Annotated in this window: 21 protein-coding genes; 18 read left to right on the plus strand and 3 right to left on the minus strand. The window is 45.5% G+C overall.

Annotation, left to right across the window (positions count from 1 at the left end):
- The first annotated feature begins 70 nt into the window (after positions 1–70).
- The 3 genes from AC1DSE_RS10430 to AC1DSE_RS10440 all read left to right on the plus strand — a co-directional run bounded on the left by AC1DSE_RS10430 (position 71) and on the right by AC1DSE_RS10440 (position 3,603).
- Complete coding sequence (locus tag AC1DSE_RS10430) at positions 71–994, plus strand: ABC transporter permease (protein ID WP_083682713.1); 924 nt, start codon at positions 71–73, stop codon at positions 992–994.
- A 43-nt stretch (positions 995–1,037) separates the two neighbouring features.
- Complete coding sequence (locus AC1DSE_RS10435; protein ID WP_477527657.1) at positions 1,038–1,931, plus strand: carbohydrate ABC transporter permease; 894 nt, start codon at positions 1,038–1,040, stop codon at positions 1,929–1,931.
- Between the two features lie 64 nt (positions 1,932–1,995).
- Complete coding sequence (locus tag AC1DSE_RS10440; RefSeq protein WP_179089946.1) at positions 1,996–3,603, plus strand: extracellular solute-binding protein; 1,608 nt, start codon at positions 1,996–1,998, stop codon at positions 3,601–3,603.
- A 64-nt stretch (positions 3,604–3,667) separates the two neighbouring features.
- Here AC1DSE_RS10440 and AC1DSE_RS10445 read toward each other — a convergent pair whose 3' ends face one another.
- The 3 genes from AC1DSE_RS10445 to AC1DSE_RS10455 all read right to left on the minus strand — a co-directional run bounded on the left by AC1DSE_RS10445 (position 3,668) and on the right by AC1DSE_RS10455 (position 6,536).
- The gene (locus AC1DSE_RS10445) at positions 3,668–4,648 is read right to left on the minus strand and encodes an alpha/beta hydrolase (RefSeq protein ID WP_477510157.1); all 981 of its coding nucleotides are present in this window, start codon (positions 4,646–4,648) and stop codon (positions 3,668–3,670) included.
- Between the two features lie 280 nt (positions 4,649–4,928).
- Positions 4,929–5,633 carry a purine-nucleoside phosphorylase gene (deoD, locus tag AC1DSE_RS10450; protein ID WP_076271628.1) on the minus strand — a complete coding sequence of 235 codons (705 nt, stop codon included), beginning with the start codon at positions 5,631–5,633 and terminating at the stop codon, positions 4,929–4,931.
- A gap of 186 nt (positions 5,634–5,819) precedes the next feature.
- Positions 5,820–6,536 (minus strand): Crp/Fnr family transcriptional regulator, encoded by a 717-nt coding sequence (locus tag AC1DSE_RS10455; RefSeq protein WP_477510158.1) that lies wholly within the window; start codon positions 6,534–6,536, stop codon positions 5,820–5,822.
- Positions 6,537–6,678: 142 nt separating this feature from the next.
- On the opposite strand from AC1DSE_RS10455, the gene deoB reads away from it, so the two are divergent.
- The 15 genes from deoB to AC1DSE_RS10530 all read left to right on the plus strand — a co-directional run.
- On the plus strand, positions 6,679–7,878 hold the full coding sequence (deoB, locus tag AC1DSE_RS10460) for a phosphopentomutase (RefSeq protein ID WP_477510159.1): 1,200 nt from the start codon (positions 6,679–6,681) through the stop codon (positions 7,876–7,878).
- Between the two features lie 20 nt (positions 7,879–7,898).
- Entirely contained in the window at positions 7,899–8,936 is a 1,038-nt protein-coding gene (locus AC1DSE_RS10465) for a BMP family lipoprotein (protein WP_076271625.1), read from the plus strand.
- A gap of 72 nt (positions 8,937–9,008) precedes the next feature.
- Complete coding sequence (locus tag AC1DSE_RS10470; RefSeq protein WP_441877941.1) at positions 9,009–10,544, plus strand: ABC transporter ATP-binding protein; 1,536 nt, start codon at positions 9,009–9,011, stop codon at positions 10,542–10,544.
- Positions 10,537–11,607, plus strand: coding sequence for an ABC transporter permease (locus AC1DSE_RS10475; protein ID WP_477527658.1), 1,071 nt, complete (start codon positions 10,537–10,539; stop codon positions 11,605–11,607). The genes AC1DSE_RS10470 and AC1DSE_RS10475 overlap by 8 nt, the downstream gene beginning before the upstream one ends.
- Positions 11,608–11,610: 3 nt before the next feature.
- The gene (locus tag AC1DSE_RS10480) at positions 11,611–12,564 is read left to right on the plus strand and encodes an ABC transporter permease (RefSeq protein ID WP_477527659.1); all 954 of its coding nucleotides are present in this window, start codon (positions 11,611–11,613) and stop codon (positions 12,562–12,564) included.
- A gap of 15 nt (positions 12,565–12,579) precedes the next feature.
- A complete protein-coding gene (locus AC1DSE_RS10485; RefSeq protein WP_441877947.1) occupies positions 12,580–13,866 on the plus strand; it encodes an NCS2 family permease in 1,287 nt (428 codons plus the stop codon).
- Between the two features lie 431 nt (positions 13,867–14,297).
- A complete protein-coding gene (locus AC1DSE_RS10490; protein WP_477527660.1) occupies positions 14,298–14,618 on the plus strand; it encodes a hypothetical protein in 321 nt (106 codons plus the stop codon).
- Between the two features lie 359 nt (positions 14,619–14,977).
- Positions 14,978–15,718, plus strand: a complete 741-nt coding sequence (locus AC1DSE_RS10495; RefSeq protein WP_441877951.1) for a response regulator transcription factor — start codon at positions 14,978–14,980, stop codon at positions 15,716–15,718.
- Entirely contained in the window at positions 15,715–16,818 is a 1,104-nt protein-coding gene (locus AC1DSE_RS10500) for a sensor histidine kinase (RefSeq protein ID WP_477510162.1), read from the plus strand. The genes AC1DSE_RS10495 and AC1DSE_RS10500 overlap by 4 nt, the downstream gene beginning before the upstream one ends.
- Before the next feature lie 3 nt (positions 16,819–16,821).
- A complete protein-coding gene (locus AC1DSE_RS10505) occupies positions 16,822–18,063 on the plus strand; it encodes a molybdopterin-dependent oxidoreductase (protein ID WP_441877955.1) in 1,242 nt (413 codons plus the stop codon).
- Positions 18,064–18,198: 135 nt separating this feature from the next.
- A complete protein-coding gene (locus AC1DSE_RS10510) occupies positions 18,199–19,056 on the plus strand; it encodes an alpha/beta hydrolase family protein (protein ID WP_441877957.1) in 858 nt (285 codons plus the stop codon).
- 103 nt (positions 19,057–19,159) lie between these two features.
- Positions 19,160–19,492, plus strand: coding sequence for a sulfurtransferase (locus AC1DSE_RS10515; RefSeq protein ID WP_441877959.1), 333 nt, complete (start codon positions 19,160–19,162; stop codon positions 19,490–19,492).
- Positions 19,493–19,624: 132 nt separating this feature from the next.
- Positions 19,625–20,017, plus strand: coding sequence for a sulfurtransferase (locus AC1DSE_RS10520; protein WP_441877961.1), 393 nt, complete (start codon positions 19,625–19,627; stop codon positions 20,015–20,017).
- Positions 20,018–20,383: 366 nt separating this feature from the next.
- Positions 20,384–24,655, plus strand: coding sequence for an AAA family ATPase (locus AC1DSE_RS10525; protein ID WP_441877963.1), 4,272 nt, complete (start codon positions 20,384–20,386; stop codon positions 24,653–24,655).
- A 213-nt stretch (positions 24,656–24,868) separates the two neighbouring features.
- Positions 24,869–26,767: RCC1 domain-containing protein (locus tag AC1DSE_RS10530; RefSeq protein ID WP_477527661.1), on the plus strand; the 1,899-nt coding region annotated here is incomplete at its 3' end.

Genomic DNA, 26,767 nt, shown 5'->3' on the forward strand with positions numbered 1-26,767 from the left:
GGCGGCGTACAGTGAGAACAGCAGACAACACGAAATAGAAAAGAACGCTTTGAGAGGAGACATCATCTGCATGTTGAAAAAAAATGGAGTGCTTAGGGAGCTTGTAACGAATCGTATACTCTTCCTTATGTTATTGCCGGCGCTTATCTTCTTCCTAATTAACTCGTATGTTCCAATGGTGGGTATCTACTACGCTTTCACAAGGTTCGACTTCAACACAAGCTTGTTCAATAGCCAATTCGTTGGACTCGACAACTTCAAGTTTTTATGGAAATCGGGGGTTCTCGCAAGATTAACCTTAAATACGGTCGGCTATAACATCGTATTTATTCTACTCGGAAACGTGCTCGCCATCGCGCTTGCCATTCTATTAAGCGAGCTGCGCTTGCAATGGTTTAAGAAGCTGACGCAATCGATCATGTTTCTACCGTATTTCGTGTCCTTCGTTATTCTTAGTGTCATCGTTTACAACGTGTTCAACTATGAGAGCGGATTTCTGAATTCGACGCTGAAGTCATTCGGATACGAATCATTGGACGTATACAATACGCCATGGGTGTGGGTGTTCCTTATTATCATCTTCTACCTGTGGAAAAATATAGGGTACAGCATGGTTATCTACCTGGCATCGATTACTGGAATTAGCGAAGAGTATTATGAGGCTGCCAAAATCGACGGCGCGAACATTTTCCAGCGTATCTGGTACATTACCGTTCCGATGCTGAAGACAACATTCGTTATGCTCCTGCTGTTCGCACTCGGAAGTATTATGAAAGGCCAGTTCGACTTGTTCTACCAGCTGATCGGCAACAACGGCGTGCTTTACAATACGACAGATATTCTCGATACGTATGTGTACCGTTCACTGAAAGTGACGTTCGATATCGGCATGTCGACAGCCGCTGGTTTATACCAATCGCTATTCGGCTTTGTTCTCATCATGACCGTCAACTATATCATCAAGAAAATCAACGACGAGTACGCATTGTTTTAAACGATTTGAAGCAATTGCTATCAGCTAACTGTAGGAGGTACCCATGAAAATCAAAGACGACAATTATATGAAATGGTTTAGACTCATCGCTTTTATAGTCATCCTCATTTCAACTGTAGCCTGCTTGTTTCCGTTCCTGCTCATTATATCTGCTTCTTTTACGCAAAATGAAGCGATTATAAGAGATGGCTACCATCTCATTCCAACCGTGTTTTCATTTGAGGGTTATGCGACGGTGTTCCGTTTTCCGAAGCAGGTATTGCAAGCCTATGGCGTCACCACGCTAACCACGGTTATCGGGACGACGCTTGGATTGTTCCTGATGACGATGGCTGGATACGTCCTGCAGCGCAAGGATTTCAAATATCGCAATTTCTTCGCTTTTATGATTTATTTCACGACGCTGTTTGGCGGCGGACTGGTTCCTTGGTACATCCTAATGACCAAGTATTTGAAGCTGACTGACAAGCTTGAAGTGTTGATATTGCCGGGTCTTATGACGCCTTTCCTTATTATTCTGATGAAAAACTTTATCCGCTCCGCAGTACCGGATGAGGTTATTGAATCGGCTAAAATTGACGGCGCAAACGACTTCACCATTTATAGCCGAATTGTGCTTCAGCTGTCGATGYCGGGTATCRCAACCGTAGGTTTGTTCCTGGCGCTTCATTATTGGAATGACTGGTTTACTTCCTCGTTGTTTATTAACGACACGACGAAGTACCAGCTGCAATATTACTTGTACAACGTGATTAATGCGATGAGCTTCGTTGCGCAAATGGGCTCGGGAACTGGCGTCTCGCTAGGCTCCGACATGCCGACAGAATCAACGAAGATGGCAATGTCCATTATCGTTACAGGACCAATCCTGTTCCTGTATCCGTTCGTGCAGCGTTATTTTGTAAAAGGATTGACGATTGGTGCGGTTAAAGGTTAGAACTAGACAAKGGATCAATCATTCCACGTTTAGCTAACATAGATAAGAACTTATTAAAGGGAGGATTCACATGACTAAGAAAGCAGCAAAAGCGGTCTCCATGTTTCTATCCATCATCGTGCTTATTACAGTACTAGCAGCTTGCGGATCGAATAACAATGGAAACAGCGGCAGTAGCGCTACCGATGCTCCAAAAGACACAGAGGGTACAACTAACGAAGGCGCAACGAATGAAGGCGGCGAAAAATCAGGTATCGATACGTCGAAAAAAGTGGAATTGCAATTTTATATGTTAGGCGATGCTCCTAAAGATATCGCTTCTATTCAAGAGCAAGTCAACAAAATGGCATTGGAAGATTTGAATGCTACCGTTAAATTCAACTACACGTCTTGGACAGATTGGGATCAAAAGTACAAGTTATTGCTTGGATCAGGCCAACAGGTTGACTTGATCTTCACAGCGGATTGGACGCAATACCAATCGTATGCGAAGAAAGGCGCTTTCCAAGCGCTCGACAAGATTCTTCCCGTAGCAGCGCCTACGCTAAACTCTTACGTGCCAGCAGATATGTGGGAAGCTGTAAAAATCGACGGTCAAATCTACACGGTTCCAGCTACGTACAAAGAGTATGTAACGGATGGTTTTGTATGGCGTGAAGATCTTCGCGAGAAATACAATCTGCCTACTCCTGTAGATATTGCAACGTTCGAGCAATACCTAGATGGAATCAAGAAAAATGAACCGACGGTTACACCGCTTTCGATGAACTCGGATGTGAAAACAAACCTAATGGATCGTTTCATTGGTATTTCCCACTCTCCAGTTGGTGCGCTGCCATACGGTATCGGCATCGACTATGCAACACCTAATGAAGTGCATTCCTACTGGGGTTCAGATGAGCAAGTTCAAGATTTGACGGTAATGAAGCGTTGGCAGGATAACGGCTACATGGTGAAAAACGTGCTGGCTGTTAAAGATACGCTGCAGGATCAAATCACAAGCGGCAAAGCTGCAGCAATTATTGGGGACAACCCGACTCGCTATAATGATATGGTTATCAAAATTCAAGCAACTCACCCGGATTGGAAGCTGGGCTACCACCCATTCCCAAAAACAAATGGGATTGCAACGCCAGTTCACCCGATCCACAACGGATTCGCTATTCCAGCTAGCAGCAAAAACGCTGAGCGCGCGCTTGCGTTCTACGAGAAGCTGGTTACGGACAAACGCTACAACATGCTTACGCAATACGGTGTAGAAGGCAAAAACTATGAAGTAAAAGACGGCTATTACTCGATGATCGGCGATTCCAATTCCAACGGCTTCCCTCGTGAGGGCATGAATGGTTGGGCATGGAGAAACCCTGAGTTCATGCTGTTCGACAAAAACTATGATGGCGTAAAAGCGATCTTCGATGAGCTTGATAAAATTCAAGTACCTGATAAATTCACAGGTTTCGCAGAAGATTACACACCTTACCAAGCTGAGAGAGCAGCACTTGAGCAGGTAGAGAAACAATACTTGTTCCCGCTGAATGCAGGTCTCGTGAAAAACGTAGAAGATGGCGTGAAAACGTTCATGGAAAAAGCAAAACAAGCAGGCCTTGAGAAAATTCAAGCGGAATACACGAAACAATGGCAAGCGTATGTTACGGAGCAAGGCATTAAATAAGACCGTTTAAGAAAACAGATCATTCCTCTTAGGAGGATGATCTGTTTTTTTTGTTATAGCTAATCTATTCTAATGTTTCAGCATGACCCGCCAATTGAAGCAGCTCATCAACAACAATGCCTGGCTGATAGCTATGAAGGGAGTGGGAGCTGCCTTTCACGATGGTTTGCTTGCCAGAAACAGACCATGATGGAAGCGCTGCTTCACTGTCTGCCCATGACGGATCATCGTCCAGCTTGCCAAAATAGTCTGCAGTCAATACGGTAATGGGAATTTTCAGCGGTTTTCCTCCCTCAAGCACCATTTTGGCATTCTCTCGGCTTTGGCTCATTTCATCCGTCATATTTCGGTTTCCAGTCCTTAGCAGCAAGGCTTTGCGGTTTAATTCCTTCAGCTCCTCCGGCAATAGCTTCTCCCCGTTGCTTTCATCGGATAGCCATTTTACGAAGCCATCCACATGATACAAGGCCCGCAGTATGCCAAATGTCCGGAGTCCTTTTTGAATCCAAGGAATAAGAGTAAGCTCCGGGCTGGACTTGTAATATTCAGGGCTTCCGCCCTCTATAAGCAGAATACCCTTCACTTCTTCTGGAAAACGTTGCGCGTACCGGATGGTTTCCAGAGAGCCCATTGAATGGGCGGCAAAAATATAAGGCGGTTTCTGCCCAGAGACCTGAAGCAGCTCATGAATCTCGTCGGTTATCATATTGATGTCCCGCTTTCTGTCTGTCGTATCACTGTATCCGTAACCGAAACGGTCATAGACAGCAATCTTCACATGCTGCTTCAGTCCTTCATACAAAGGATAAAAATCGGCGTAGGGATTCGTCGTTCCCCACCCTGAAGCAAAGACGATTGTTGTATCGCCTATACCTTCCGAATAGAGATGCATTTTGCTGCCTGCTACATTATACAGTTTCCCGGTAGGTCTATATGTTTTTCGGTCCTGCTTGGAACCGTACCATTGATAAGCGGCTCCGAGACCTGCCAGCACCACAAGAATGACGAGCAGGGAAAACATAATTTTGCGAACAAACCTCCACATATTTAGCCTCTCCCTCTATATAAAAAATACCATATTTATCTAATATATAGAGATCTAAAAGAACTTAAAACGGACTTTAGTAAAGGGGATGCCCCGTCTTTGGTCTGGTCAGCTGACTGTAAGAGCTAAGAGACGTAATGTAGTATGGAAGAATTGAATTCATCGCCATGTAGGCTTTATGCAGAGAAAGAGCTCGATTCCAAAATGGAATCGAGCTCTTTTTTTAATTCAATATATAGGTTGATGAGCTGTGACAGGTTTCTAATTGTTAGTAAAAGATCTATTTAGCTACGGTTTCTAGTGCGACTTCAATCATATCGTTGAAGGTCGTTTGTCTCTCTTGTGCAGTCGTTTGTTCTCCAGTAAGAATATGATCACTTACCGTTAGGAGRCTGAGACCTTTTACGCCGAATTTAACTGTTAAATAATAAAGTGCGGCTGTTTCCATTTCTACTGCCAATACGCCATGGCGGCCTAGCTTGGTCACGGCATCTTTGTCTTCCGTGTAGAAAACATCAGAAGATAACACGTTACCTACGCGCAGGTTAAGGCCTTTAGCCTCTCCAATTTCATAAGCGGTTTTAATTAGATCAAAGTTTCCAATCTGAGGGAAGTCAAACCCAGGGAATTGGTTGCGAATGATAGCTGAATCGGTAGCCGCTGCTTGCGCAATAAGAACATCGCGGAGATTCACATCATTTTGAATAGCGCCGCATGTTCCGATACGAACGAGATTTTTGGCACCATAATCGTTGATCAATTCTTGAATATATATGGACGCAGAAGGCATACCCATTCCTGTACCTTGAATCGATACACGGTTGCCCTTATATGTGCCTGTAAAGCCTAACATGCCACGTACATTGTTGTAACAGACGACATTTTCGAGGAAGGTCTCCGCAATATACTTTGCGCGCAGCGGATCTCCAGGTAATAAGACGGATTCTGCAATTTCGCCAATCTTTGCTTCAATATGAAAACTCATGTGAATTCCCTCCAATGTTTCTTATCGTGCATCACAAAAAAGAATGCACGAGAATCATAGCATGATTCGATATCCACATTATGTTAAAGGGATTACTTAACTTTTGTGAACTGGTTCACAAAATAACTGTTAGCGCAGTTACGGAAATAAAGCGCTGTCATTTGTATTATTAGGTGCACGGCATCGTTAAATGTTATGCCACTTACGCATTGCAGGAAGCTCTTCGGTTTCATTACAGATCGATTCTATCATTTCCTTATCAAGGAGGTATAAGTACTTATCACGAATGTCGATCAGTCCTTCGGCTTGAAACTCACCCAGCGTTTTGGAGATGGATTCTCGCGTGACTCCGAGCATGTTGGCGAACAAGGATTGATTAATTTTTAAATCGATTTTGTATGCGTTATCACTGGCGACTCCATAGTTGTAATAGAGATCCATAATGAGATTAACTACTTTTCCACGTACGTCATGGAAGGTCAAATAACGAATCATGCGATTGAGCATCCGAGTTCGCTCTACAAGAATTTTGTAAGCGTTTCGCAGGATGGAAGGATATTGATCCACAAGCTGCAGGAAATCCTGTTTTGACAGCAGCCAAACGTTGACGTCTTCTAAGGCTTCTATGGATGAGATCCGATGATTGTCGCTGGAGAGGGCTTCTACTTCTCCAATGATATCGCCGGCACTAGTAATACTCAGAACGACTTCTTTTCCTTCGTACATGCGATAAATCTTGATCATACCTGAGCGAATAAGATAAACCTCGTCACTTTGGTCATTTTCAAACATTAGAACATGGTTCTTTTTGAACCGTCGTTCTTTGAGCAATGGGGTTATTTTTTGCAATTCATCCTTAGGAATGTCCGAGAAAATCGAGATGTCTGAGATGTTGTCGATCATAAGAATTTTCCTTTCGCATTTCAATATTTAAGCAACTCTTAGGTAAGAGATTGCGAAACGGCTAGAAACGTATTGTAGCATGGATTGGGTGGAAAATAGCAATGCATGGCCTTAGCTTTTTTTTGAGAAATGAGGTGTATTTATGAAATTCGAGCGAATAAGCGTAATTGTGCTGGATAGTGTTGGTATCGGTGCATTACCGGACGCTGCAGCTTTCGGAGATGAAGGCAGCCATACCTTAGGACATATTTGCGAGCAAGTACCAGACATGAAATTACCAAATCTTACAGCTTTGGGTCTAGGTAATATTGCACCACTCGCTACCATCTTGAAAGCGGTTAAACCTCTAGCATGTTATGGCAAGATGGCGGAGGTATCGGTAGGCAAAGATACGATGACGGGTCATTGGGAACTCATGGGACTCGAAGTAAAGGTGCCCTTTCACGTTTATTCCGATGGATTTCCAGCGGAATTGATTGAGAAGTTCGAAGCCATGACCGGTCGCAAGGTGATTGGAAACAAGCCGGCTTCTGGAACTGAAATTTTGGACGAGTATGGAGAAGAGCAGCTCCGAACGGGCGCGTGGATTGTTTATACTTCCGGAGACAGCGTATTCCAAATCGCAGCTCATGAGGATGTTATTCCATTAAATGAGCTATATCATGCATGTGAAATTGCGCGTGAGCTAACCTTGAATGATCCTTATGTAGTTGGCCGAGTCATAGCGAGGCCTTACATCGGTGAGCCGGGCGCTTATAAACGCACACCTAATCGGCATGATTATGCACTCAAGCCTTTTGGAGAAACCGTGCTTGATCATCTGAAGAACGAAGGCCTCGATGTTATTTCGGTCGGGAAGATCAACGATATTTTCACAGGGCAAGGAATTAGTGAATCCTATCCAACAAAGAGCAATTTGGATGGCATCAAGGCAACGATTAAGCTGCTGAATCGGCCTTTCCACGGATTGTTATTCACAAACTTAGTTGATTTTGATTCTTTATACGGCCATCGCCGTGATCCTAAAGGATACGCTGCGTGCCTTGAAGAGTTCGATCAATATGTACCAGAGCTTATGCAGCAAATGAGCGACAACGATTTACTTATCATTACGGCTGATCACGGCAACGACCCAACTGCGCTAGGAACGGATCATACCCGTGAATATGTACCCATCTTGATCTACAGCCCATCGTTAGCAAAGGATAGCATTTCTATTGGCATAAGAAACACATTTGCTGATTTAGCTGCAACGATTGCAGAAAATTTCATGGTCACTAAACCAGCTATCGGGGAAAGCTTCTTGGATTTGTTAGTAAAACAAACCAATAACGAGGAATAAAACATTAGGGGGAATTTACAATGAAAAAAACAATGAAAGCATTATTGCCTTTAATACTGATTTTTACGTTAGTCATAACTGCATGCGGTCAAAAAAGTGATACGGGCAACGCAGGGGCTGCAGGTACAGATAATAAACAAGAGCTTAAAAAGCTGAAAGTCGGAATGGTTACTGACCTTGGCAGTGTGAATGATAAATCCTTTAACCAAAGTGCTTGGGAAGCGTTGCAGAAATTAAAGAAGGACTTTGGTTTTGAAGTGAAGTACCTGGAACCAAAAACAGATGGCGATGTTGTTCCTAACTTAAATCAATTTGTCAAAGCAAACTATGATTTAACATGGGCAACTGCCTTCACTTTAGCTGATGCAGTAACACAGCTATCCAAAGAAAATCCAGATAAGATGTTTGGAATTGTCGATTCTGACCTTGTTCTCCCGAATGTAGCCGCTATTTCTTTTAAAGAGCAAGAAGGTTCGTTCCTAGTTGGTGTTATCGCAGGTTTAACGACAAAAACAAATAAAATCGGCTTTATCGGCGGCATGGATATTCCCGTTATTAAACGATTTGAAGCGGGCTTCCGCGAAGGGATAAAAGCTGTAAATCCAGATGCAAAATTGATCGTTAACTATACAGGGCTATTCAACCGGGTAGATATGGGGAAATCTGCAGCTTCTACCATCTATAACGATGGTGCAGATATCATATTCCATGCAGCAGGACTAACAGGCAATGGTGTATTTAATGAAGCGAAGGAACGTAACAGCAAGGGCGAAAAAGTATGGGTCATTGGCGTGGATAAAGATCAATCTTTAACCTTCGGAGATGATGTTACATTAACTTCGATGATCAAAAAAGTAGATGAGGCTGTTTACCAAGCTTCAAAAAAATTAGCTGAAGGCGATTTCCCGGCGGGTAAAGTGACATTAATGGGCCTCAAAGAAAACGGAGTCGATATTGCTCCAAATTCGAAAACTAATGTAGCGCCGGAAGTTCTTGCTAAGGTCGAGGAATATCGCACGAAAATCATTAATGGCGAGATCGTCGTACCGGAAAAATAATGCGATTTCGTCCCCTCTTCTATCATTGTCCTAGATAGAGTGAGGGGACGAATATTTTGGGGAGGGTCTTATATGACTAAGACAGATGTCGTGTTAGAGCTGAAAGGGATAACCAAAAGATTCCCCGGCGTAGTCGCTAACGATTCGATTAGCTTGCAGCTAAAGCGTGGAGAAATTCATGCTTTGCTCGGGGAAAATGGATCAGGGAAATCCACCCTAATGAGTATCGTATTCGGATTATATCAGCCAGACGAAGGCGAGATTCATGTAAATGGGAAGCATGAGCTGATGGATAGTCCAAACAAGGCAATTGAGCTTGGAATTGGGATGGTACATCAGCATTTTAAATTGGTAGAGCCTTTTACAGTAACGGAAAATATCATTCTCGGAATGGAACCCAAAAAGGGGATGAAGATTGATATTAAAGGAGCAAGTAAAAAGGTAAAAGAGCTATCTGAACGTTATAAGCTTGATGTTGATCCAATGGCAACCATCGAATCGATCAGTGTAGGGATGCAGCAGCGCGTAGAAATTTTAAAAACACTATACCGCGGAGCAGATATTCTAATCTTTGATGAGCCTACTGCTGTGTTAACTCCGCAAGAGATCACAGAATTACTGGCTATTATGAAGCGTCTTGTGGCTGAGGGCAAGTCTATTATCCTCATTACTCATAAGCTTAAGGAAATTATGGAAATAGCAGATACTTGCACCATTATTCGGCGCGGTAAGCGAATTGAAAGTGTGGAAGTAGCATCGAGCGATGCGCAGCAATTAGCGGAAAAAATGGTCGGTAAAGAAGTTAATTTTAAAACTGCCAAAAGAGCGGCTAACCCGAAAAAAGCGTTATTAGAAGTGAAAAATTTAGTGGTTACAGGCAGTAACGGCAAGGCCGCTGTTAATGATCTAAGCTTCTCCGTACGAGCGGGCGAGATTGTCGGTATTGCTGGTGTAGACGGCAATGGCCAGTCAGAGCTAATTGAAGCTTTAACAGGTATGCAAAGCATACGTTCAGGTGAAATTTGGCTGCAAGGCAAAAGCATCGCCAATCTTGCTCCGCGTACGATTTCTGAAGCGGGAATGTCACATATTCCGCAGGATCGGCATAAACATGGACTCGTTCTGGACTTTTCTGTCAGTGAAAATACAATTTTGCAAACGTATTATCAACCAGAAATAAGCAAGCATGGTTTTATTAATAAGAAAACGATGGATGACATGGCAACGCGGTTAGTGAACGAGTTCGATATACGCACACCAGGCATTGATACATTCGTTCGTTCGATGTCAGGAGGAAACCAACAAAAAATCATTATCGCACGCGAAATCGATAAAAATCCGCAGGTCTTGATTGCGGCTCAGCCCACGCGAGGGCTGGACGTAGGCGCGATTGAATTTGTGCATCAGCAGTTAATCGCAGAACGTGATCAAGGCAAGGCTGTTTTGCTGATTTCGTTTGAGCTGGATGAAATACTCAATGTAGCAGACCGTATTCTGGTCCTATTCGGCGGACAAATTGTTGGAGAAACCACGCCAGAAACAACAAATGATCAGCAATTAGGAATGATGATGGCAGGCAAGCATGAAGGAGAAGGCATCCATGAATAAAATAATGAGTATTTTCAAACGGGAATCTGCACTTATCCCTCTTGTTGCCATTGTTATGGGTTTGCTGTTAGGCGCCATTATTATGTGGATTGGCGGCTACGACCCAGTGCTGGCCTATAAATCGCTAATCGATAAAATATTCGGCAGCCGTTACGATTTTGGAGAAGCTATGCGTACGATTGTACCGCTTATGATGAGCGGCTTGGCCGTAGCGATCGCTTTTCGTTCCGGCATGTTTAATATTGGCGTAGACGRTCAGATTATTATGGGATCGCTCGGCGCCTTAATTGTTGGCACACAGTTTAGTCTGCCACCTGTGCTGCATGCGCTGCTGGCTGTCCTAGTTGGCGCCTTGCTTGGCGGAATGTGGGGAGCGCTTGTGGGTTATATTAAGGCAAAACGTGGTATTAATGAAGTGATTACCAGCATCATGCTTAATTTTATTGCGCTTTATTTGGCGAATTATATTATTCGGACGTTCATCCCACAAGCAGGTACGCAACGATCCGCCTTGATCCATGAATCTGCCAGCATACAAATTAGCTGGCTCTCTGAGCTGATGGATGGCGCACGTATCCACTGGGGATTCGTGATTGCGATTGTTGCGGTTATTTTTTACCACATCTATTTAACCAAGACCACATGGGGCTATGAGCTGCGGGCAGTTGGACTTAATTCTGATGCTGCAAAATATGCAGGAATGAAGGTTTCGAATGTTATGGTTCGTACCATGTTTATTTCAGGCGTATTTGGCGGTTTGATTGGTACCTTTGAAGTGTTAGGCGTGTTCAACTATGTGGCTATCAACTCGGTTTCATCTGGCCTCGGTTTTGATGGAATAGCAGTAGCTTTGCTTGGCGGCAATAGCGCACTTGGCGTATTCCTCTCCGCGTCCCTCATTGGGGGCCTTACCTATGGTTCACAAGGCATGAGCTTTGGAGCAGAGGTGCCAGGCGAAATTATTCGGATGATTATTGCATTTATTATCTTTTTTGTAGCTGCACCAGGCATCGTTAAGTTGCTTTTCCGGACGATTAAACTAAAATCAAAGAAGAAGGTGTGACAGATGGAGGTAATTGGCAATTTACTAAATGGGACGCTCGTATTCTCAACTGCCCTTATCTTTGCTGCACTCGGTGGACTCATTTCCGAACGCTCGGGAGTCATTAATATTGGACTGGAAGGGTTTATGGTATCGGGAGCCTTCTTCTCTGCAATAACGACTCATTATGCGGAAATAGCGGRCTTTGGCGGTTTCTCCCCTTGGTTAGGCTTGCTTGGAGCCTTCCTATTTACCATTATTTTTTCTAGCATTCATGCAGTCGCCTCGATTACATTTAAGGCGAATCAGGTTGTGAGCGGGGTTGTTATCAATATTCTCGCAGCAAGCTCAACGTTCTTTTTCGTGAAATTACTTTTTGACGGCTCAGCAGAAACACCGCTTCTAACGACTGTATTTCATAAGGTGACGATTCCTTATTTAAGCGACATTCCGTTCATTGGCAATGTGTTCTTCAATGCCTATCCGACTACGTATATTGCCATTGCATTAGTCATCGTCCTATTTTCTTATTTGTTTAAGACCTCAGGTGGACTAAGGCTTCGTTCTGTTGGTGAACATCCAAGCGCAGCAGACACGGTTGGAATAAAAGTAAATCGCACGCGCTACATCGCTGTTATTTTAAGCGGATCACTTGCAGCTCTTGGCGGAGCAACGATTGTACTTACCTCAAATGGCAACTTTGCTTTTAATACCATTTCTGGACAAGGCTATATTGCGCTTGCGGCTGTTATTTTTGGAAAATGGAATCCGATAGGCGTGATGCTTGCTTCACTATTTTTTGGTTTAGCCCAAGCAGCAAAGGACCAATTGCAAATCTTTGATTTTGCTGCTAGCATTCCAAATGAGTTCTTCTATATGTTTCCATACGTCTTAACATTACTCGTATTAATTGGAGCAGTAGGGAAAGCTCGTTCACCCAAAGCATTAGGGGAACCCTATGATGTTGGGAAACGATAAAAGGTGGTTATACACTTGGGAAGTCGATTGCAGAAAATGTTCCATATTGAAAAAGAAAACACGACGGTACGTACAGAGTTAGTTGCAGGAACAACTTCATTTATGACGGTTGCCTATATCATTGCGGTCAATGGCGCCATCTTGCAGCTAGCCGGCATGCCTTATGAAGCAGCTACGATTGTTACAGTAATCTGCTCTTTTATCGGTTGCATGCTGATGGCACTTTGGGCAAAATCACCGTTAATTCTCGTCCCTGGGATGGGAGACAATGCATTTTTTGTTTTTACTTTGGTTTTCTCGTTAGGACTTACGTGGCAGCAAGCACTTGCAGCAGTATTTTTGGCGGGCATTGTATTTATGTTAACTGCGGTAACGAAAGGGGCCGACTATCTATCGCGCTCGATCCCGACGTCGATGATTAACGCCATGACCGCCGGTATTGGTCTTTTTATTGCTTTTCTAGGCTTGAAAAATGGGGGGATCATCGTTGCGAGCGAAGGAACTTTCGTTACTTTGGCTAAGCTGAGTGATCCTTATGCCCTAACGACGATATTGACTTTATTGATTGCGATACCGCTTTTCATGCGAAATGTAAAAGGCAGCTTCTTGATTGCCATTATCGCAGGCACAGGCATTGGTGCACTGCTCGGTATCGTCGATTTTTCAACATTACGTGATTTTAGTATTTCCTTTAATGGGTACGGAGAGTTGTTTTTTGCTTTGGACTTTAGTGGAATTGGCACGCTTAATTTTTGGACAGCCGTTTTTTCGTTATCGATGGTCATTATTTTTCAAAATATGGGAGCTCAGCTGGGGATGCTTCCAGACAAGGCGAAGTTCCGCAGGTCTTTTCAGGCTAACTCTGTATCGGTAATTAGTGCAGGACTTCTGGGTTGTAGTCCGATGACGACAGCAGCTGAGTCTGCAACAGGCATCGCATCAGGCGGGAGAACGGGGCTAACCTCATTTACAACGGGAATTTTGTTTATTCCTGCTTTGTTTATGATTCCTCTTTTCAAAATAATCCCAAACAGTGCAATTGCACCTGTACTCATCATTGTTGGCTGCCTTATGTTTCAGAGCATTAAGGAGATTCCGTTTAATGATTTTACAGAAGCTTTTCCAGCTTATCTGATGATGGCAGTTATGCCGCTATCCTTTAGTATCGCGAATGGGATTGCGTTTGGCTTCATTGCCTACCCAATACTGAAGCTGGTCACAGGCCGAAGGAAAGAAGTATCGATAACGATGTACGTCATCGCATTTTTCTTCTTGCTTTATTTTATTTTGGGATCGATTTAAGTGGAAATTATGGAAACAGTGTAGATACGATGTAGGATTTGAATACACCGCTAAGTAGGCAATATGCCTTGAGCGGTGTTTTTTTTTATGCTCTGAATCAACAGGGAGTTGAAAGATGCAGTGGATTGGCATGATTTTTGGAGCTTTCAAGGTTAGAAGAAATTCCTAATTCCATAGAAGCTGACAGCTATTATCCGGAAGCCTACGTAGAACATCTAAAAAAGGACAATGGGGCGAAGCATATGGATCTGGTTCCAAGATTTTAATGAAAAGATCGAAAATGACTTATCTTCCCTCAGGATAGAGGAGATGTAATACTTTTGTAATAGTTTACTAATGATTTCGAAAGTGTATTGTTCTTGGATGGTTAGCAATGTTCGATACGATTGGTCCGTAGAAGAACAATAGGATATTCCAAGGAGGAGATTATTTTGAAAAAAAGTATGTTGGCTTCACTAATACTAGGGGGCATGTTGGTGTTAAGCGCGTGCAACGCGAATAATGATAACATRGGCAAAGAAAACTCTCAAACGGAAATGAAAGACGAGATGAAGTCTGATGAGATGAAATCCGACGAAATGAAGTCCGAAGAAATGATGACTGATGAGATGAAGACTGACAATATGAAGAAAGATGAGATGAAGTCCGACGAAATGATGACAGACAAGATGAAATCGGATGAAATGAAAACTGACGATATGAAGAAAGATGAAATGAAAACGGATGAGATGAAGACTGAAGAAAAGATGTAATGGGGATTGGTGAAATAACTAGGGAGATGATTCAGCAAAGTATCTGTTTGGCAAAGCTCACATAAAACCCGAACTTGGAAGTTAGATAGCAGAAATGCAATGAAAATAATGGTTAGTACGATTTTGGCGGCTATAGGAGTGGTGATTCGGTTGCACAAACTGCAACGGATGAAGCTATATAAGAACTAGCAAGCATTATTGGATGGTCTTTAAGGTGTGTTGTGCTTTTTTTAAAAATTCCTCCGCCTCATGGCGGGGGAATTATTGCTATAAAAGACAGCTATACTCGTATCCGTGTCCTATCGGCGTTATAATTTAAGAAGAGGATATAAGTTTTAGGAAAGAGGGGTGAACCCGCATTGAGCGCGAAAATAATAGTAGCCGATGATGAACGGAATATAAGAGATGTGTGTAGGCGTTATTTGGAACGTGAGGGATGGACGGTTTGGGTAGCGGCAGACGGCGAGGAGGCTTTGCGGCTATGGCGAGAGCATCGGCCGGACCTGCTCGTTCTCGATTTGATGATGCCAAAGTTCGGAGGTCTGGAGGTATGCGATCGGGTTCGTCAGGAAGAGGAAACTCCGATCATCATGCTTACGGCGCGGGGAGAAGAGGCCGATCGGTTGCTAGGCTTAACGATGGGCGCGGACGATTATATAACGAAGCCGTTCAGTCCGAGGGAGCTGGTCCTGCGCATTAAAAATATATTGAGAAGGTCTTTGGCCGGCAGCGTGGCAAAGAAGCAGGGGACGGAGACGAATGGCAGCGGTGACGGGGGGTCAGGGCAGTCACTTTTTTTTGACGGATTATCAATCTTTCCGCAGGAGAGAAGGGTTGTTGTTAATGGAGCGGAGGCAGATCTCACGGCCAAAGAATTTGACTTGCTGCATCTGCTTGCACTTTATCCAGGAAAGGTATTCTCCCGTAGCCAGCTGCTTAACCAGATATGGGATTTCGCTTATCATGGCGATACGACGACCGTTACGGTGCTTATTCGTCGTTTGAGGGAGAAAATTGAGGAGAATCCTTCCGATCCAAGCTGGATTAAGACCGTATGGGGAATTGGCTATAAGCTGGACGGCAAAGGAACATTTGTATGAAGCTTCGCTCTTACCTCATGCTGGCTAATACAATCAGTATCGTGTTTATTATTATTTTGCAGCTGGTGTTCTACCGGTTTATGTTACTGTCCAAGGAGCAGTTCATTTTGTTGACGCTTGCGACCGTGGGAGCGGGTATAGTTTCGTGTATGCTTTACTTTCTGTTCGTGAGGCCGCTTGAGGATTCTGTTAGAAGGATCGGTGAGGGGGCCGGGCTAATTGCGGCAGGAGACTTGAAGGCTAGGGTAAAGCATACAGGTCTGAGGGAGTTTAAGCAGCTAGCGGAACAATTCAATCATATGGGCATCCACTTGGAGGAAAGCTTCCGGCAAATAAAAGCAGTCGAGGCGGCGCAGCGGGAACTCGTTGCGAACATGGCGCATGATCTGCGTACACCACTTGCTTCTGTGCAGTCCTATGTAGAAGCGTTAGAGGATGGTGTCATTTCAGATGAAGAATCTTTCAAGTATTATTTGGGGACGATACGGAGCGAGACGGTAAGACTTGGCGAATTAATTCAGGATTTGTTCGAATTGTCGACGCTGGATGAGAAGAAGCATGAGCCTGCGGTGTTTGAACCAGCGAATGTGGAGGATGTGCTTGTCGAGCTGTTGCCGCGGTTTACGAAGCCTTTGGATGAGAAATCGTTGCAGCTTAGAGTTAAGCTGCCGGAGCTTTCGCTTCGTTTAACGATGCAGCCGCGTCACTTGCAACGCATACTACAAAACTTGCTCGAAAATGCGGTGAGGCATTCGCCGCAAGGCGGTTTAATTTTAATAGAAGCAGAAGAATGGTACGGGCAGCAGGAGAAGCTTATCCGCTTTTCCGTTATTGACGAAGGGGAAGGTGTGGCGGAAGCCGATAGAGAGCGGATCTTCGAGCGGTTTTACCGATCAGACCGTTCACGAAGCCGGGATAGCGGAGGTGCGGGACTTGGACTTTCCATCGCTAAGCTATTAGTAGAGCAATATGGAGGGGAAATAGGCGTGCAGCAGCCTAGTCATCACGGGAGCTTATTTTGGTTCACGTTGTATGAGGCGGCAGAAGATACGGATAAGTTTTTTTCGAAAAAAAGACTTAGAGGAGARGAGGAGGCTTAGCCGATGAGTGGACTGTTGGAGCGTCTTCGCAAGGGTTATGGTAAAAAGCTCGTTTCGCTGCATGCTTGGAACGGCTGGATTGTCGTTATTTTGGCATTAACCGGGCTTATACTGGTGGGCGGCTTCTGGCGCGGCGTTCTTGGGGAGGTTCGCGTTTGGATAAAGTGGGCGCATGTCGTTGTCGGTATAGCATCCATCCTGCCTGTTGTCTATTATCTGGCGCTGGCGGGCAAGCATTGGAAGCAGTTGAAGCAAAAGCCTTGGCAAAGATTTAACGTACTCGTCGTGTTAGGCTTATTGCTGGGCTGGTTCGGATCGGGCGTGCTGCTGTGGCAGTTTAGAGCCGTCGGGCCAAGCGTGTCTAATGTGGCATTAGTCATTCATGATCTCCTTACATGGGTTGGTCTTCCTTATATCATTTATCATTCCATCACGCGGGTCAAATGGCTGAAGGAGCCGAATCGCCGTACCGTCAAAAACGAGCAGAAGGAAGAGGGCGTCATCCATCCAGCGGGAGCGCCTCAGCCGGTGTATACGCGCAAAGCATTCATTCGCGGTGCAATTGGCATAGGCTTGGCTGTCACGATCGGGCCTTCTTTTCTGAAATGGCTCGGGAACTCGCTTGGAAGTGTAGGCGGAAGCCAGAGCATCGATAAGCTGATCGAAAATGATGCCAATATGCTTCTGCCAGCCCCGCAGCCGCTGCCTGCTTCAGCCCCACCAACGGGTGGAGGAGCTGTTGGACAGTTCCGTGTATACACGGTAACGCCGATTCCCTCTTTTACAAATGCGGATTGGAACTTTACGATAGACGGGTTAGTCGATAAGACATTTAAGTGGGATTGGAAACAGTTTGTGGCGCTGAAGCGAACGGTGCAGGTCAGTGATTTTCACTGTGTGACCGGTTGGTCCGTTTACAAAAACACGTGGGAGGGTATTCCACTTAAAGAATTGCTGAAAATGGCGGGTGTGCAGCCCGGTGCGGAGACGGTGAAGCTTTACTCGGGTGATGGTGTATATACAGATACCCTTACACTTGAGCAGGCCGACATGGATGATGTAATGGTGGCGGTCATGCATGATGGGAAGCCGATCCCGAGTGATCTCGGCGGACCGGTTCGTCTCATTGTACCGAAAATGTATGCCTATAAGTCCGTAAAATGGTTAAACCGAATTGAGCTGATTAAAGGCGAGCATGTAGGGTACTGGGAAGCGCGTGGATATGCGAACGATGCGTGGGTGTAGTTTTTTTGTACTATTTTACAGGTAATCCCGCCTCTATAATGCACGTTGGTGATATGATCAGGGTAGATAGATATGGTATTAACTGAGTGAATAGCTGCTATAGAATGAAATATGTTGACGGGGAAGGTGCTGTTATTGAGTAATGGGAGTATTTTGCATCAGACATTTATGTTGGAACTGGACCCGGGAGTGTATGTAAGAGGCGATATAAGAGTGAAGGAAGATGGGGGACGCAAGCCGGTCCTCCTCTTTGTGCATGGTTTTAAAGGGTTCAAGGATTGGGCGTTCTTCCCTTATGCGGCCGAGCAATTCGCGGGTCAGGACTTTGCGGTTATTACGTTCAACTTTTCGTTTAACGGCGTTAATGAGCATGATTTTGACGAGCTAGATAAGTTCGGGATGAACACCTACTCGCAGGAGCAAAAGGATTTGTCAGCTGTGCTTGCAGCCTTGCTCGAGGGAAGGCTTCCGCTTGATGAACTGATGGATAAGCAGCAAATTTTCATAGTAGGGCATAGCCGCGGCGGAGGGAATAGCGTAATATTCGCAGCCGAGCATCCGGAAATTCGCGGCGTAGTAACATGGAACGGAATAGCGAAGGCCAATCTGTTTGGAGAAGAATTCCGCGAGCAGGTATTGCGGGATGGGGTAGGCTATGTGACGAATGCAAGGACAAAGCAGGAAATGCCGATTAACGCTGCGTTTTTCGAGGATTTGGATCGGAATCGAATGCGCTTCGCTATCACAGCTAAAGCGGCGTCACTTCGAACGCCTGTGTTATTCATTCAAGGAACGGGGGATGCTGGGCGATTGCTTACAGGATACTATCTTCTCCAAGCTGCTGCTCCGCAGCATCGTTTTTCACCGCTGGAAGGAGCGAACCATACTTTCGGAGCGGTGCATCCTTTTGCAGGGACGACGGATGATTTGGAGAAGGCGATTGAAATAACGGGAGCGTTTTTTGCGCTGCTGCTGCAGCGGCCATCGGAGTGATAGAGCGGAGTGTTTTGATGAAAAGAGAGCGTTAGATGATGATAAAAATGATTGATATGCGAGCGGCAGCACTATTTTAGAAATAGTAGAGGGGATGGATGAGATGACCTATTTTAAAAAAGCGGATTGGGTGCTGGAGCAGCTTGGTGTGAATGGGACGGTTATTGTGGATGCGCGCTACGCGCTTAACGATTCTGAAGCGGGTAAGCGAGCGTATGCAGAAGCTCATATTCCCGGTGCTTATTACTTAAATCTAAGCGAGGATCTCTCCAGTCCCAAGCGTCCGAATGGAGAAGGCGGTCGTCATCCATTGCCGGAGCCGCGGGTGCTGGCAGATCTCCTTGGGCGGATTGGCATTGGCAATCATACGACAGTTATCGCATATGACGATCAAGGCGGCGCGATGGCATCCCGTCTGCGCTGGCTGCTGCAATAGCTTGGGCATGATGGACAAGTCTATTTAATAGAAGGCGGATTCGCAGGCTGGCAAGCGGCGGGATATCCGGTTAGAACGGATGTCCCTTCTTTAATAGAAGGAATTAAGTTCACTGTAAACGTACGCGATGAGATGCTGGTTAGCCAAGCCGATGTAAAGGCACGAGTCGGCAAAGCGGGAACGGTGGTCATCGATTCCCGTGAAGCCCCTCGCTATCGCGGCGAAGTAGAACCGCTTGATCCTAAGGCTGGACATATTCCAGGCGCGATCAATCGCTTCTGGAACGAAGGCAAACGCGCCGACGGCAGCTGGAAATCGCCAGAGGAGCAGAAGCTTCGCTTCAACGGATTGTCGCAGGACGATGAGATTATCGTGTACTGCGGCTCAGGCGTGACGGCTACGCCGAACGTATTCGCATTGCAAGACGCAGGATTCCGCAATGTGAAGCTGTATGCGGGGAGTTGGAGCGATTGGAGTTCTGTGGAGGGGAATCCGGTTGCGGTGGGGGACGAAGAGAAGGCTTAATCGGCATAATAGTATGTAACTTGGAGTACATCGCGAATGTGGCGATGTACTTTTTGTGCTATGATCTGAAACGTCGAAGTCAACCAGGAGTCAACAAGCAGTTCCTGAATATAGCAGCATGGACATGCTGAATACATCGCCATGGTACTTGTGACCAGCATGGCGATGTATTTTTATGCCCGATAATCAGCGTCAGAGCAAGAAGGGGGTTCTCGGATTGATCTGTCATAATGTGACGAACTCTTCTTTGTAAAAAACATCTCAGACTCACAGACTGTGGACCATTGTCAGTTCGCATATATAATAGATATAATATACTAATCCTATTGTGTTCCATATAAATACAGCCGGTTGGAGACATCAAACATGACGACTCATAGTGAACGGAAATTAAGTGCTATTTTATCGGGCGGCCCTTTGCAAATTGAAGAATTTATGAAACTATCCATTGAAATGACCGAATTAGTTCATCAAATTCATCAGCACAACGAAACGATCGGCAATTTGAATCCCTCCACGATCACCGTGGATTCATCTCCTTTTAAGATAAAGCTCACTGATAGTGTGTCACAAAACAAGGCGTATCGGTCCCCGGAGCAATCAAATCTGATTGTTCGCAAACCGGACCGACGAAGCGATCTGTACTCTCTCGGCATGATCTTCTATGAAATGCTGACGAGCCGTTTACCTTATGAACCATTGCAGCACGAAGACTGGAACTATGTCCATCTCGTGTATAAACCGGTCTTGCTTCGTGAAGCGGCTCCATATTTGCGGGAATCGGTATTGGAAGTAATGATATGGAAATTGCTAGCTAAGAACCCTGATGATCGATATCAAACAGCCTACGGGTTACTCATGGATTTGAAGCAGTTTGCTTCTTATATAAACGATGAAGCACCGTCACTCCCGTTCGATATTGGAAAATACGATCTCGTCAGTCGATTTCAGTATCCGGCGAGCCTATTTGGACGCGCTTCAGAACTCGGACAGCTGGAGGCGGCTTTTCGAAGAGCACTTGAGGGCGAGTACGTCTCGCTATCCATAAAGGGAGATAAAGGGACGGGCAAAACGTCACTGGCAGCGTATTTTCGGCAGAGAGTGGATGAGCTTGGCGGGGTGTTTATTCAAGCGCGATGCGAGACGGGGCAACAGAACGTCCCTTTTAAACCTATTCTTCACGTAGTAACCGAATGGTTCAAGCAAATATGGAACTATCCGGCCAATGAGATTATAGCGATAAAAAGCTGGCTTCAGCGTGAATTGGGGAATGAGATTTCCCTATTGGCGGGACTGCTGCCAGAGGCGAACCTATTGTGGAAGGATGAAACAAACGTCCCTCTATCCCTGGGAGAATCCGAAAACCGAACGGAAGACATATTGCATACATTGATGCGCTGCATTGCGCAGAACGGATCGCCGCTTATTTTATTTTTGGATGATGCAGAATGGCTGGATCTCTGGTCGTTAGCGCTTGTCGACCGACTTACAAAGGAACGTACCGTAAACGGTATGATGCTTGTAACAGCTTCTCGTTCCGATCAAGGCGCGCCTGCCGAACGAATCGTGCTGGATAACTTGCAATATAATGATATTCTACAACTGATTTCAGCGATCGTCAGCGATGATTCACCTCGCGTGCATACACTGGCAAGGTCGGCCTATCACAGGACGGAGGGTAATCCTGAACGACTCCAAGGGCTATTGACGAGTTGGTATCTAGATAAAAAGCTGTACTATGATACGAAACGGCATCAATGGATGTGGGAGGAAGAAATCATCGTTCGGACAGATGAATCCATACAGGTCATTCGTCTATTCGAGGCTCGTTACCTAATGTATTCGGAACAAACGAAGCTGATACTCGCCGTTGCATCGGTGATGGGCATGCGGTTTCATTCGTCGCTTCTTGCGCGGATTTGCGACTGTTCCGAGGCGGAAGCGGAACATCACTTGAAGCTGGCCGAGAGCCAAGGCATCATAAGTCGCGACGACGGATCGCCGTTAATCGCACATAGCGGTTTCGTATACGCTTTTGTTTATTCATCTTTTCAACAGTTTCTCTATACGACGCTCGAAGGAGACCAAGGCAAGTGGCATCTCAAGATTGGAAGAGCGATGCACGAACGCTTATCCAATGATGAGCCTACCGTTTTTCTCGCAGCGGTTGATCATTTGAATCGGGGCTTGAATCGGATGACAGACCCGGAAAAGCGAGAACTGGCAAAGCTAAATGAATGTGCCGGCGAGAAAGCGGTACAATTGCAGAAGTATCAAGAAGCAAAGCGATTTTATGAACAGGGCTTGAAGCTGGAGGGTTTAAGAGAAGAGGAGCCCGACGAGTTCACTAGCCGGATGATGCTGCAATACGCGGCGTGTCTTTACTATTGCGCGGAAGTTGAGCAATCGAGAGAGCAATATTTGAATCTATTGCCTTTTGCTCATCGGTTAAACGACAAGGATCGATCTTTCCTTGCCATTTCTCAAATTAATATGAACGCCCTTGTCGACAATGCGAAAGCGGTGCAATGCGGCCTAGAAGCGTTGACTCGCTATGGCTGGACGGTTCCCCGCTCGGTCTCTAAAGCTAGTCTGCTGAAAGAGATCATCGGGACGCAGCGCGCTCTGCGAAACGTTCGAAACAAGCTGAAACAATTACCCGACGGACAAGCTGACGAAGCATATTTGACGACTGCCGAAATCGTATTGAGTGTGAGCCTTCCGTGGCTTATTCACAATCCCGCGCAGTTTATCTGGCTGATGACCAGGTTTATTCGTTATGGCTTGAATAAAGGGTTGATCGATTCCTTGATCAGCCTGATTTGCATGTATGAAATGATTATTCAAAGATCGATCCCTAACCTGTATGATTGGCTGCCAACGAGAGTAATGGAACCGCTGTACTCGGTTAGCGACGTCAGTTCCGTACAGCAATATCGGCTCCTTTTTTTCTTAGGGCTGTCCAAGCAATTGGAGTATCCCAAAGAGTCGGCACAAGATTTACGGAAGGTGATGCGAAGAGCGGTAGAAAGCTCGGACGCAATCACCGCCAACTTAGCTATGATCACTTGCATGATTACGCATAACGAGGGCATTCGGGAATTGGATGAACTCCTTTCTTACATCCAAGATGAGACGTTGACGATTCCTGACGATAAAACGTTGGCACTTCACTCAGCAGCCAAATTGTATACCGATGCATTAAAGGATGAATCCTTGCTTCTTCGTTACGTGAGCGTGCCTGAACGCCTGGATCGAGTGAATGACGATAACTATAGGTGTATTTGCAAGCTGGAAGCTGCTTATTTAGCGGGAAAACATGAGGAAGCACTGTTTTGGGCCAATCGGGGTAGAGATCTCAAATTTTCGTTGGATTGGGTACAGAATCGCAAATTGCGCATCTATGAAGCGCTAGCGCTGGCCGGACTAGCTATGGAAGCAGCTCCGAAGAAAAGGCGCGTCATCGTACGCAAGCTGGAACAACTCTCTCGAAAAATGAAAAAGTGGACAGGCATTTTTGGTAGAAGCTCCGCCATGCATGGCTTGATTCAGGCAGAATGTAATCGGCTGACCGGTCGCACCAGCGCCGCACTACTGGCCTATGAAGCAGCTATCTCGAAAGCCAAAGAGGAAGGCCACGGGTTGTCGGAAGCGATAGCAAGCGAGCGCTTATCGTCCTTATACGAGGAGATCGGCAGCCCGATCGGCGCGGCTATCTCATTAATGAATGCCTGCATGACGTATTCGGATTGGGGTATACTTGCGAAGGTCAATCAACTCCAAACAAAACGACCGGAACTATGGCATATGACAGTCGGTGTGCATGGGATACAAGCTCAATCGCCGATCGAGAGGAATGAATCTGAGACCAAGAAACGTCGACTCCCGCTAACGGATCAAGCCGTTTCGCACAGTGAGGAGATCATTCTTCAGCAGATTTCAACTTGGACAGTCGAAGGAGATGCTAAGGAGCTCATTCGGAGTTTTCTGGAGACTGCCTGCCGGCAAGTTGGTGCTGATCGTGGCATGCTCATAGATGTCAAAGAGGACGACTTCCAGATCGCGGAAACGTTCGGAGCAGACGATCGTTCTGGCAGGGATGGCTTCTATGCGGAATCTATCGTTCGGCATGTGTGCCAATCCGGCCAGACCATCCGCGTTGGCCATGCGGCATCAAGCTCTTATGCCAAAGACGCGTACATCAGGAAGAATACACCTCAAGCGATCCTATGCATGCCCGTTCATGTAGGTGTGGATCAGCGCCCGCAATTGCTGTATTTGGAAAATACGCAAATGCGTGGCGTATTCTCGGAAAGAAGTTTAACTATTTTGGAATTGATGGTCAGCCGCTCCGTTTATATGTCATTCCTGAATCAAAGTACGGCGAATGAATGGGAAGCGGCTCCCTCTTCTGCGCGAAGCGAGATGGGAAGAAGAGGGCTGGCCGAACCGCTTACGCCTCGTGAAATGGATGTGCTCATCGTGATAGCTGACGGTCTCTCCAACAAGGAAATCGGCGGTCGTCTAGGAATAAGCGAAGCCACGGTGAAGACGCATATTGTCAACATCTATGGAAAGATGGAAGTCAGACGCCGAAGTCAGGCAATTGCTCGAGCAAAAGAATTGGGTCTAATCTGAATAAACTTCCGAAAGCAGCCGCTCACCGCGGCTTTTTTTGTGTATCCACGAAACGTTAGCTTACGCTGCCAGGGACGGCGATAGCCGTTTATGCTTGTGTTTTCAGCATTTATTGGCTGTCTACAACTTTCGGTTGATTTCTCTCATGCCCCTTTTTTATATACTATGGACGATTCACAATTCGCATTATTCGACACAGGAGGTCTAAGAAGTATGTCTATTTTCGACAATCATGCAGTACAGAAATCTAGCAAGGGACTTTTCTTAAAATTACTCATCATCGCATTGCTGATCAGTATCGTTCAACCAATGGTGATTGCACCATCGTACGTTTCTGCCGATACGGAGCCATCTGTGCAAGGTGTCTATTCTTTTGGCAATTCTGGTAATGGAAAATTAGGACGTGCGGCTTATAACAACACTTCATCTCCTCAAGAGATCGAGGAAGTAGCGGATATTAAAGGAATTGCAGCGGGATATTATCACTCCCTCGTCTTAACCGAACAAGGAGAGGTTTATTCCTTTGGCGGTGGCTATCGCGGGCAATTAGGGCTGGGCAGTAATTTGAATGACCGAAGCAGACCGGTAAAGATTACAGATTTACCTGAGGTGAAAGCTGTTGCAGCTGGGCAATATCACTCCCTCGCCTTAACGGTTACGGGCGATGTCTATTCGTTTGGCGGTGGTGGCGGTTACAGCTACGGGCAATTAGGGCATGGTAATAATGAGGCCAAGACAACTCCAACAAAAATCGAAGGATTACCGGAGATTTCAGCAATCTCAGCAGGTACGTATCATTCTCTTGCCTTAACAGTTACCGGTGCGGTCTATTCCTTTGGCGATGGGGGCTTTGGGCAATTAGGGCATGGCGATACTACGAGCGAGCTCAGTCCTAAAAAAATTGAAGCATTAGAAAATATAAAGGTGACAGCGATCGCGGCTGGGGGATATCATTCCCTTATCTTAACAGAGGATGGCGAGGTCTATTCCTTTGGCGGTCTCGGTACTAACGTTGGACAATTAGGACATGGCAATACCGATATCGAGTTCCTTCCTAAAAAAATAGACGCATTAGACAATGTAAAAGTAACAGCGATTGCAGCCGGGGAGTCTCACTCCCTTATCTTAACAGAGGATGGCGATGTCTATTCCTTTGGTGGTGGCATTATTGCGTTTGGCAGGAACTATGGGCAATTGGGGCATGGCGATACCAATAATGAGCTCAGTCCCAAAAAAATTGCTGCTTTAGACAATGTGGAGGTATCAGCGATCTCAGCCGGAGGAACCTTTTCCCTCGTCTTAACGACAGACGGTGATGTTTATTCCTTTGGTGCAGGGGCTGCGGGGCAATTAGGGCATGGCATTGCCGCTAACGAGCTTAGTCCGAAAAAAATTGATTTTCAAAGAAAGGTTACAACAATAACTGCTGGATCTGATCATTCGCTCTTGCTTTCTACAATTGACAGTAGAATTAGCTCTAATTATGCATGGTTTGATAAATATGTACCCGAGCAAGCAGACATAACGGTAACTATGCAATTGAATGGTCATACATTTACAGGCATTACGAATGGATCAACCTTATTAGAAGAAGACAGCGAGTACACATTAGACGGCTCAACCGTTACAATTAAAAAGGAATATTTGAGTACGCTAGAAGAGGACACATCTGCAACTTTGACCTTTTTGTTCGGCTCAAGTGCATCGAAAAGCTTATCGATTGATATATATGACAGCGCGCCAGATGATGCTAACTTGACTGATCTCCAAGTGGATGGAACAACGGTAACAAACTTTTCATCAGGACAAACCGGTCCCTATCCTGTAAGCATCCCATATGCTCAAACATCAGTAACTATTACGCACACGACATCCGATCCTGATGCTGCCGTTCAAGTGGCAGGTAACTCCAATCTTGCGGTAGGAGAAAATACCGTTACCGTTACCGTAAACGCACAAAAAGGAAATTCAAAGGTATACACGATCATCGTTACTCGTGCTGCTGAACCGACCAATAATGGTGGCGGCCCGACACCAACACCAACACCAACACCAACACCAACACCAACACCAACACCAACACCAACACCAACACCAACACCAACACCAACA

Source organism: Paenibacillus sp. 01L418 (assembly GCF_056400045.1).

Coding starts and splice junctions, on each gene's coding strand:
- AC1DSE_RS10525 (WP_441877963.1), top strand. CDS start 20,384: ATGACGACTCATAGTGAACGGAAATTAAGTGCTATTTTATCGGGCGGC.
- AC1DSE_RS10430 (WP_083682713.1), top strand. CDS start 71: ATGTTGAAAAAAAATGGAGTGCTTAGGGAGCTTGTAACGAATCGTATA.
- AC1DSE_RS10515 (WP_441877959.1), top strand. CDS start 19,160: ATGACCTATTTTAAAAAAGCGGATTGGGTGCTGGAGCAGCTTGGTGTG.
- AC1DSE_RS10455 (WP_477510158.1), bottom strand. CDS start 6,536: ATGATCGACAACATCTCAGACATCTCGATTTTCTCGGACATTCCTAAG.
- AC1DSE_RS10505 (WP_441877955.1), top strand. CDS start 16,822: ATGAGTGGACTGTTGGAGCGTCTTCGCAAGGGTTATGGTAAAAAGCTC.
- deoB (WP_477510159.1), top strand. CDS start 6,679: ATGAAATTCGAGCGAATAAGCGTAATTGTGCTGGATAGTGTTGGTATC.
- AC1DSE_RS10520 (WP_441877961.1), top strand. CDS start 19,625: ATGCTGGTTAGCCAAGCCGATGTAAAGGCACGAGTCGGCAAAGCGGGA.
- AC1DSE_RS10470 (WP_441877941.1), top strand. CDS start 9,009: ATGACTAAGACAGATGTCGTGTTAGAGCTGAAAGGGATAACCAAAAGA.
- AC1DSE_RS10445 (WP_477510157.1), bottom strand. CDS start 4,648: ATGTGGAGGTTTGTTCGCAAAATTATGTTTTCCCTGCTCGTCATTCTT.
- AC1DSE_RS10465 (WP_076271625.1), top strand. CDS start 7,899: ATGAAAAAAACAATGAAAGCATTATTGCCTTTAATACTGATTTTTACG.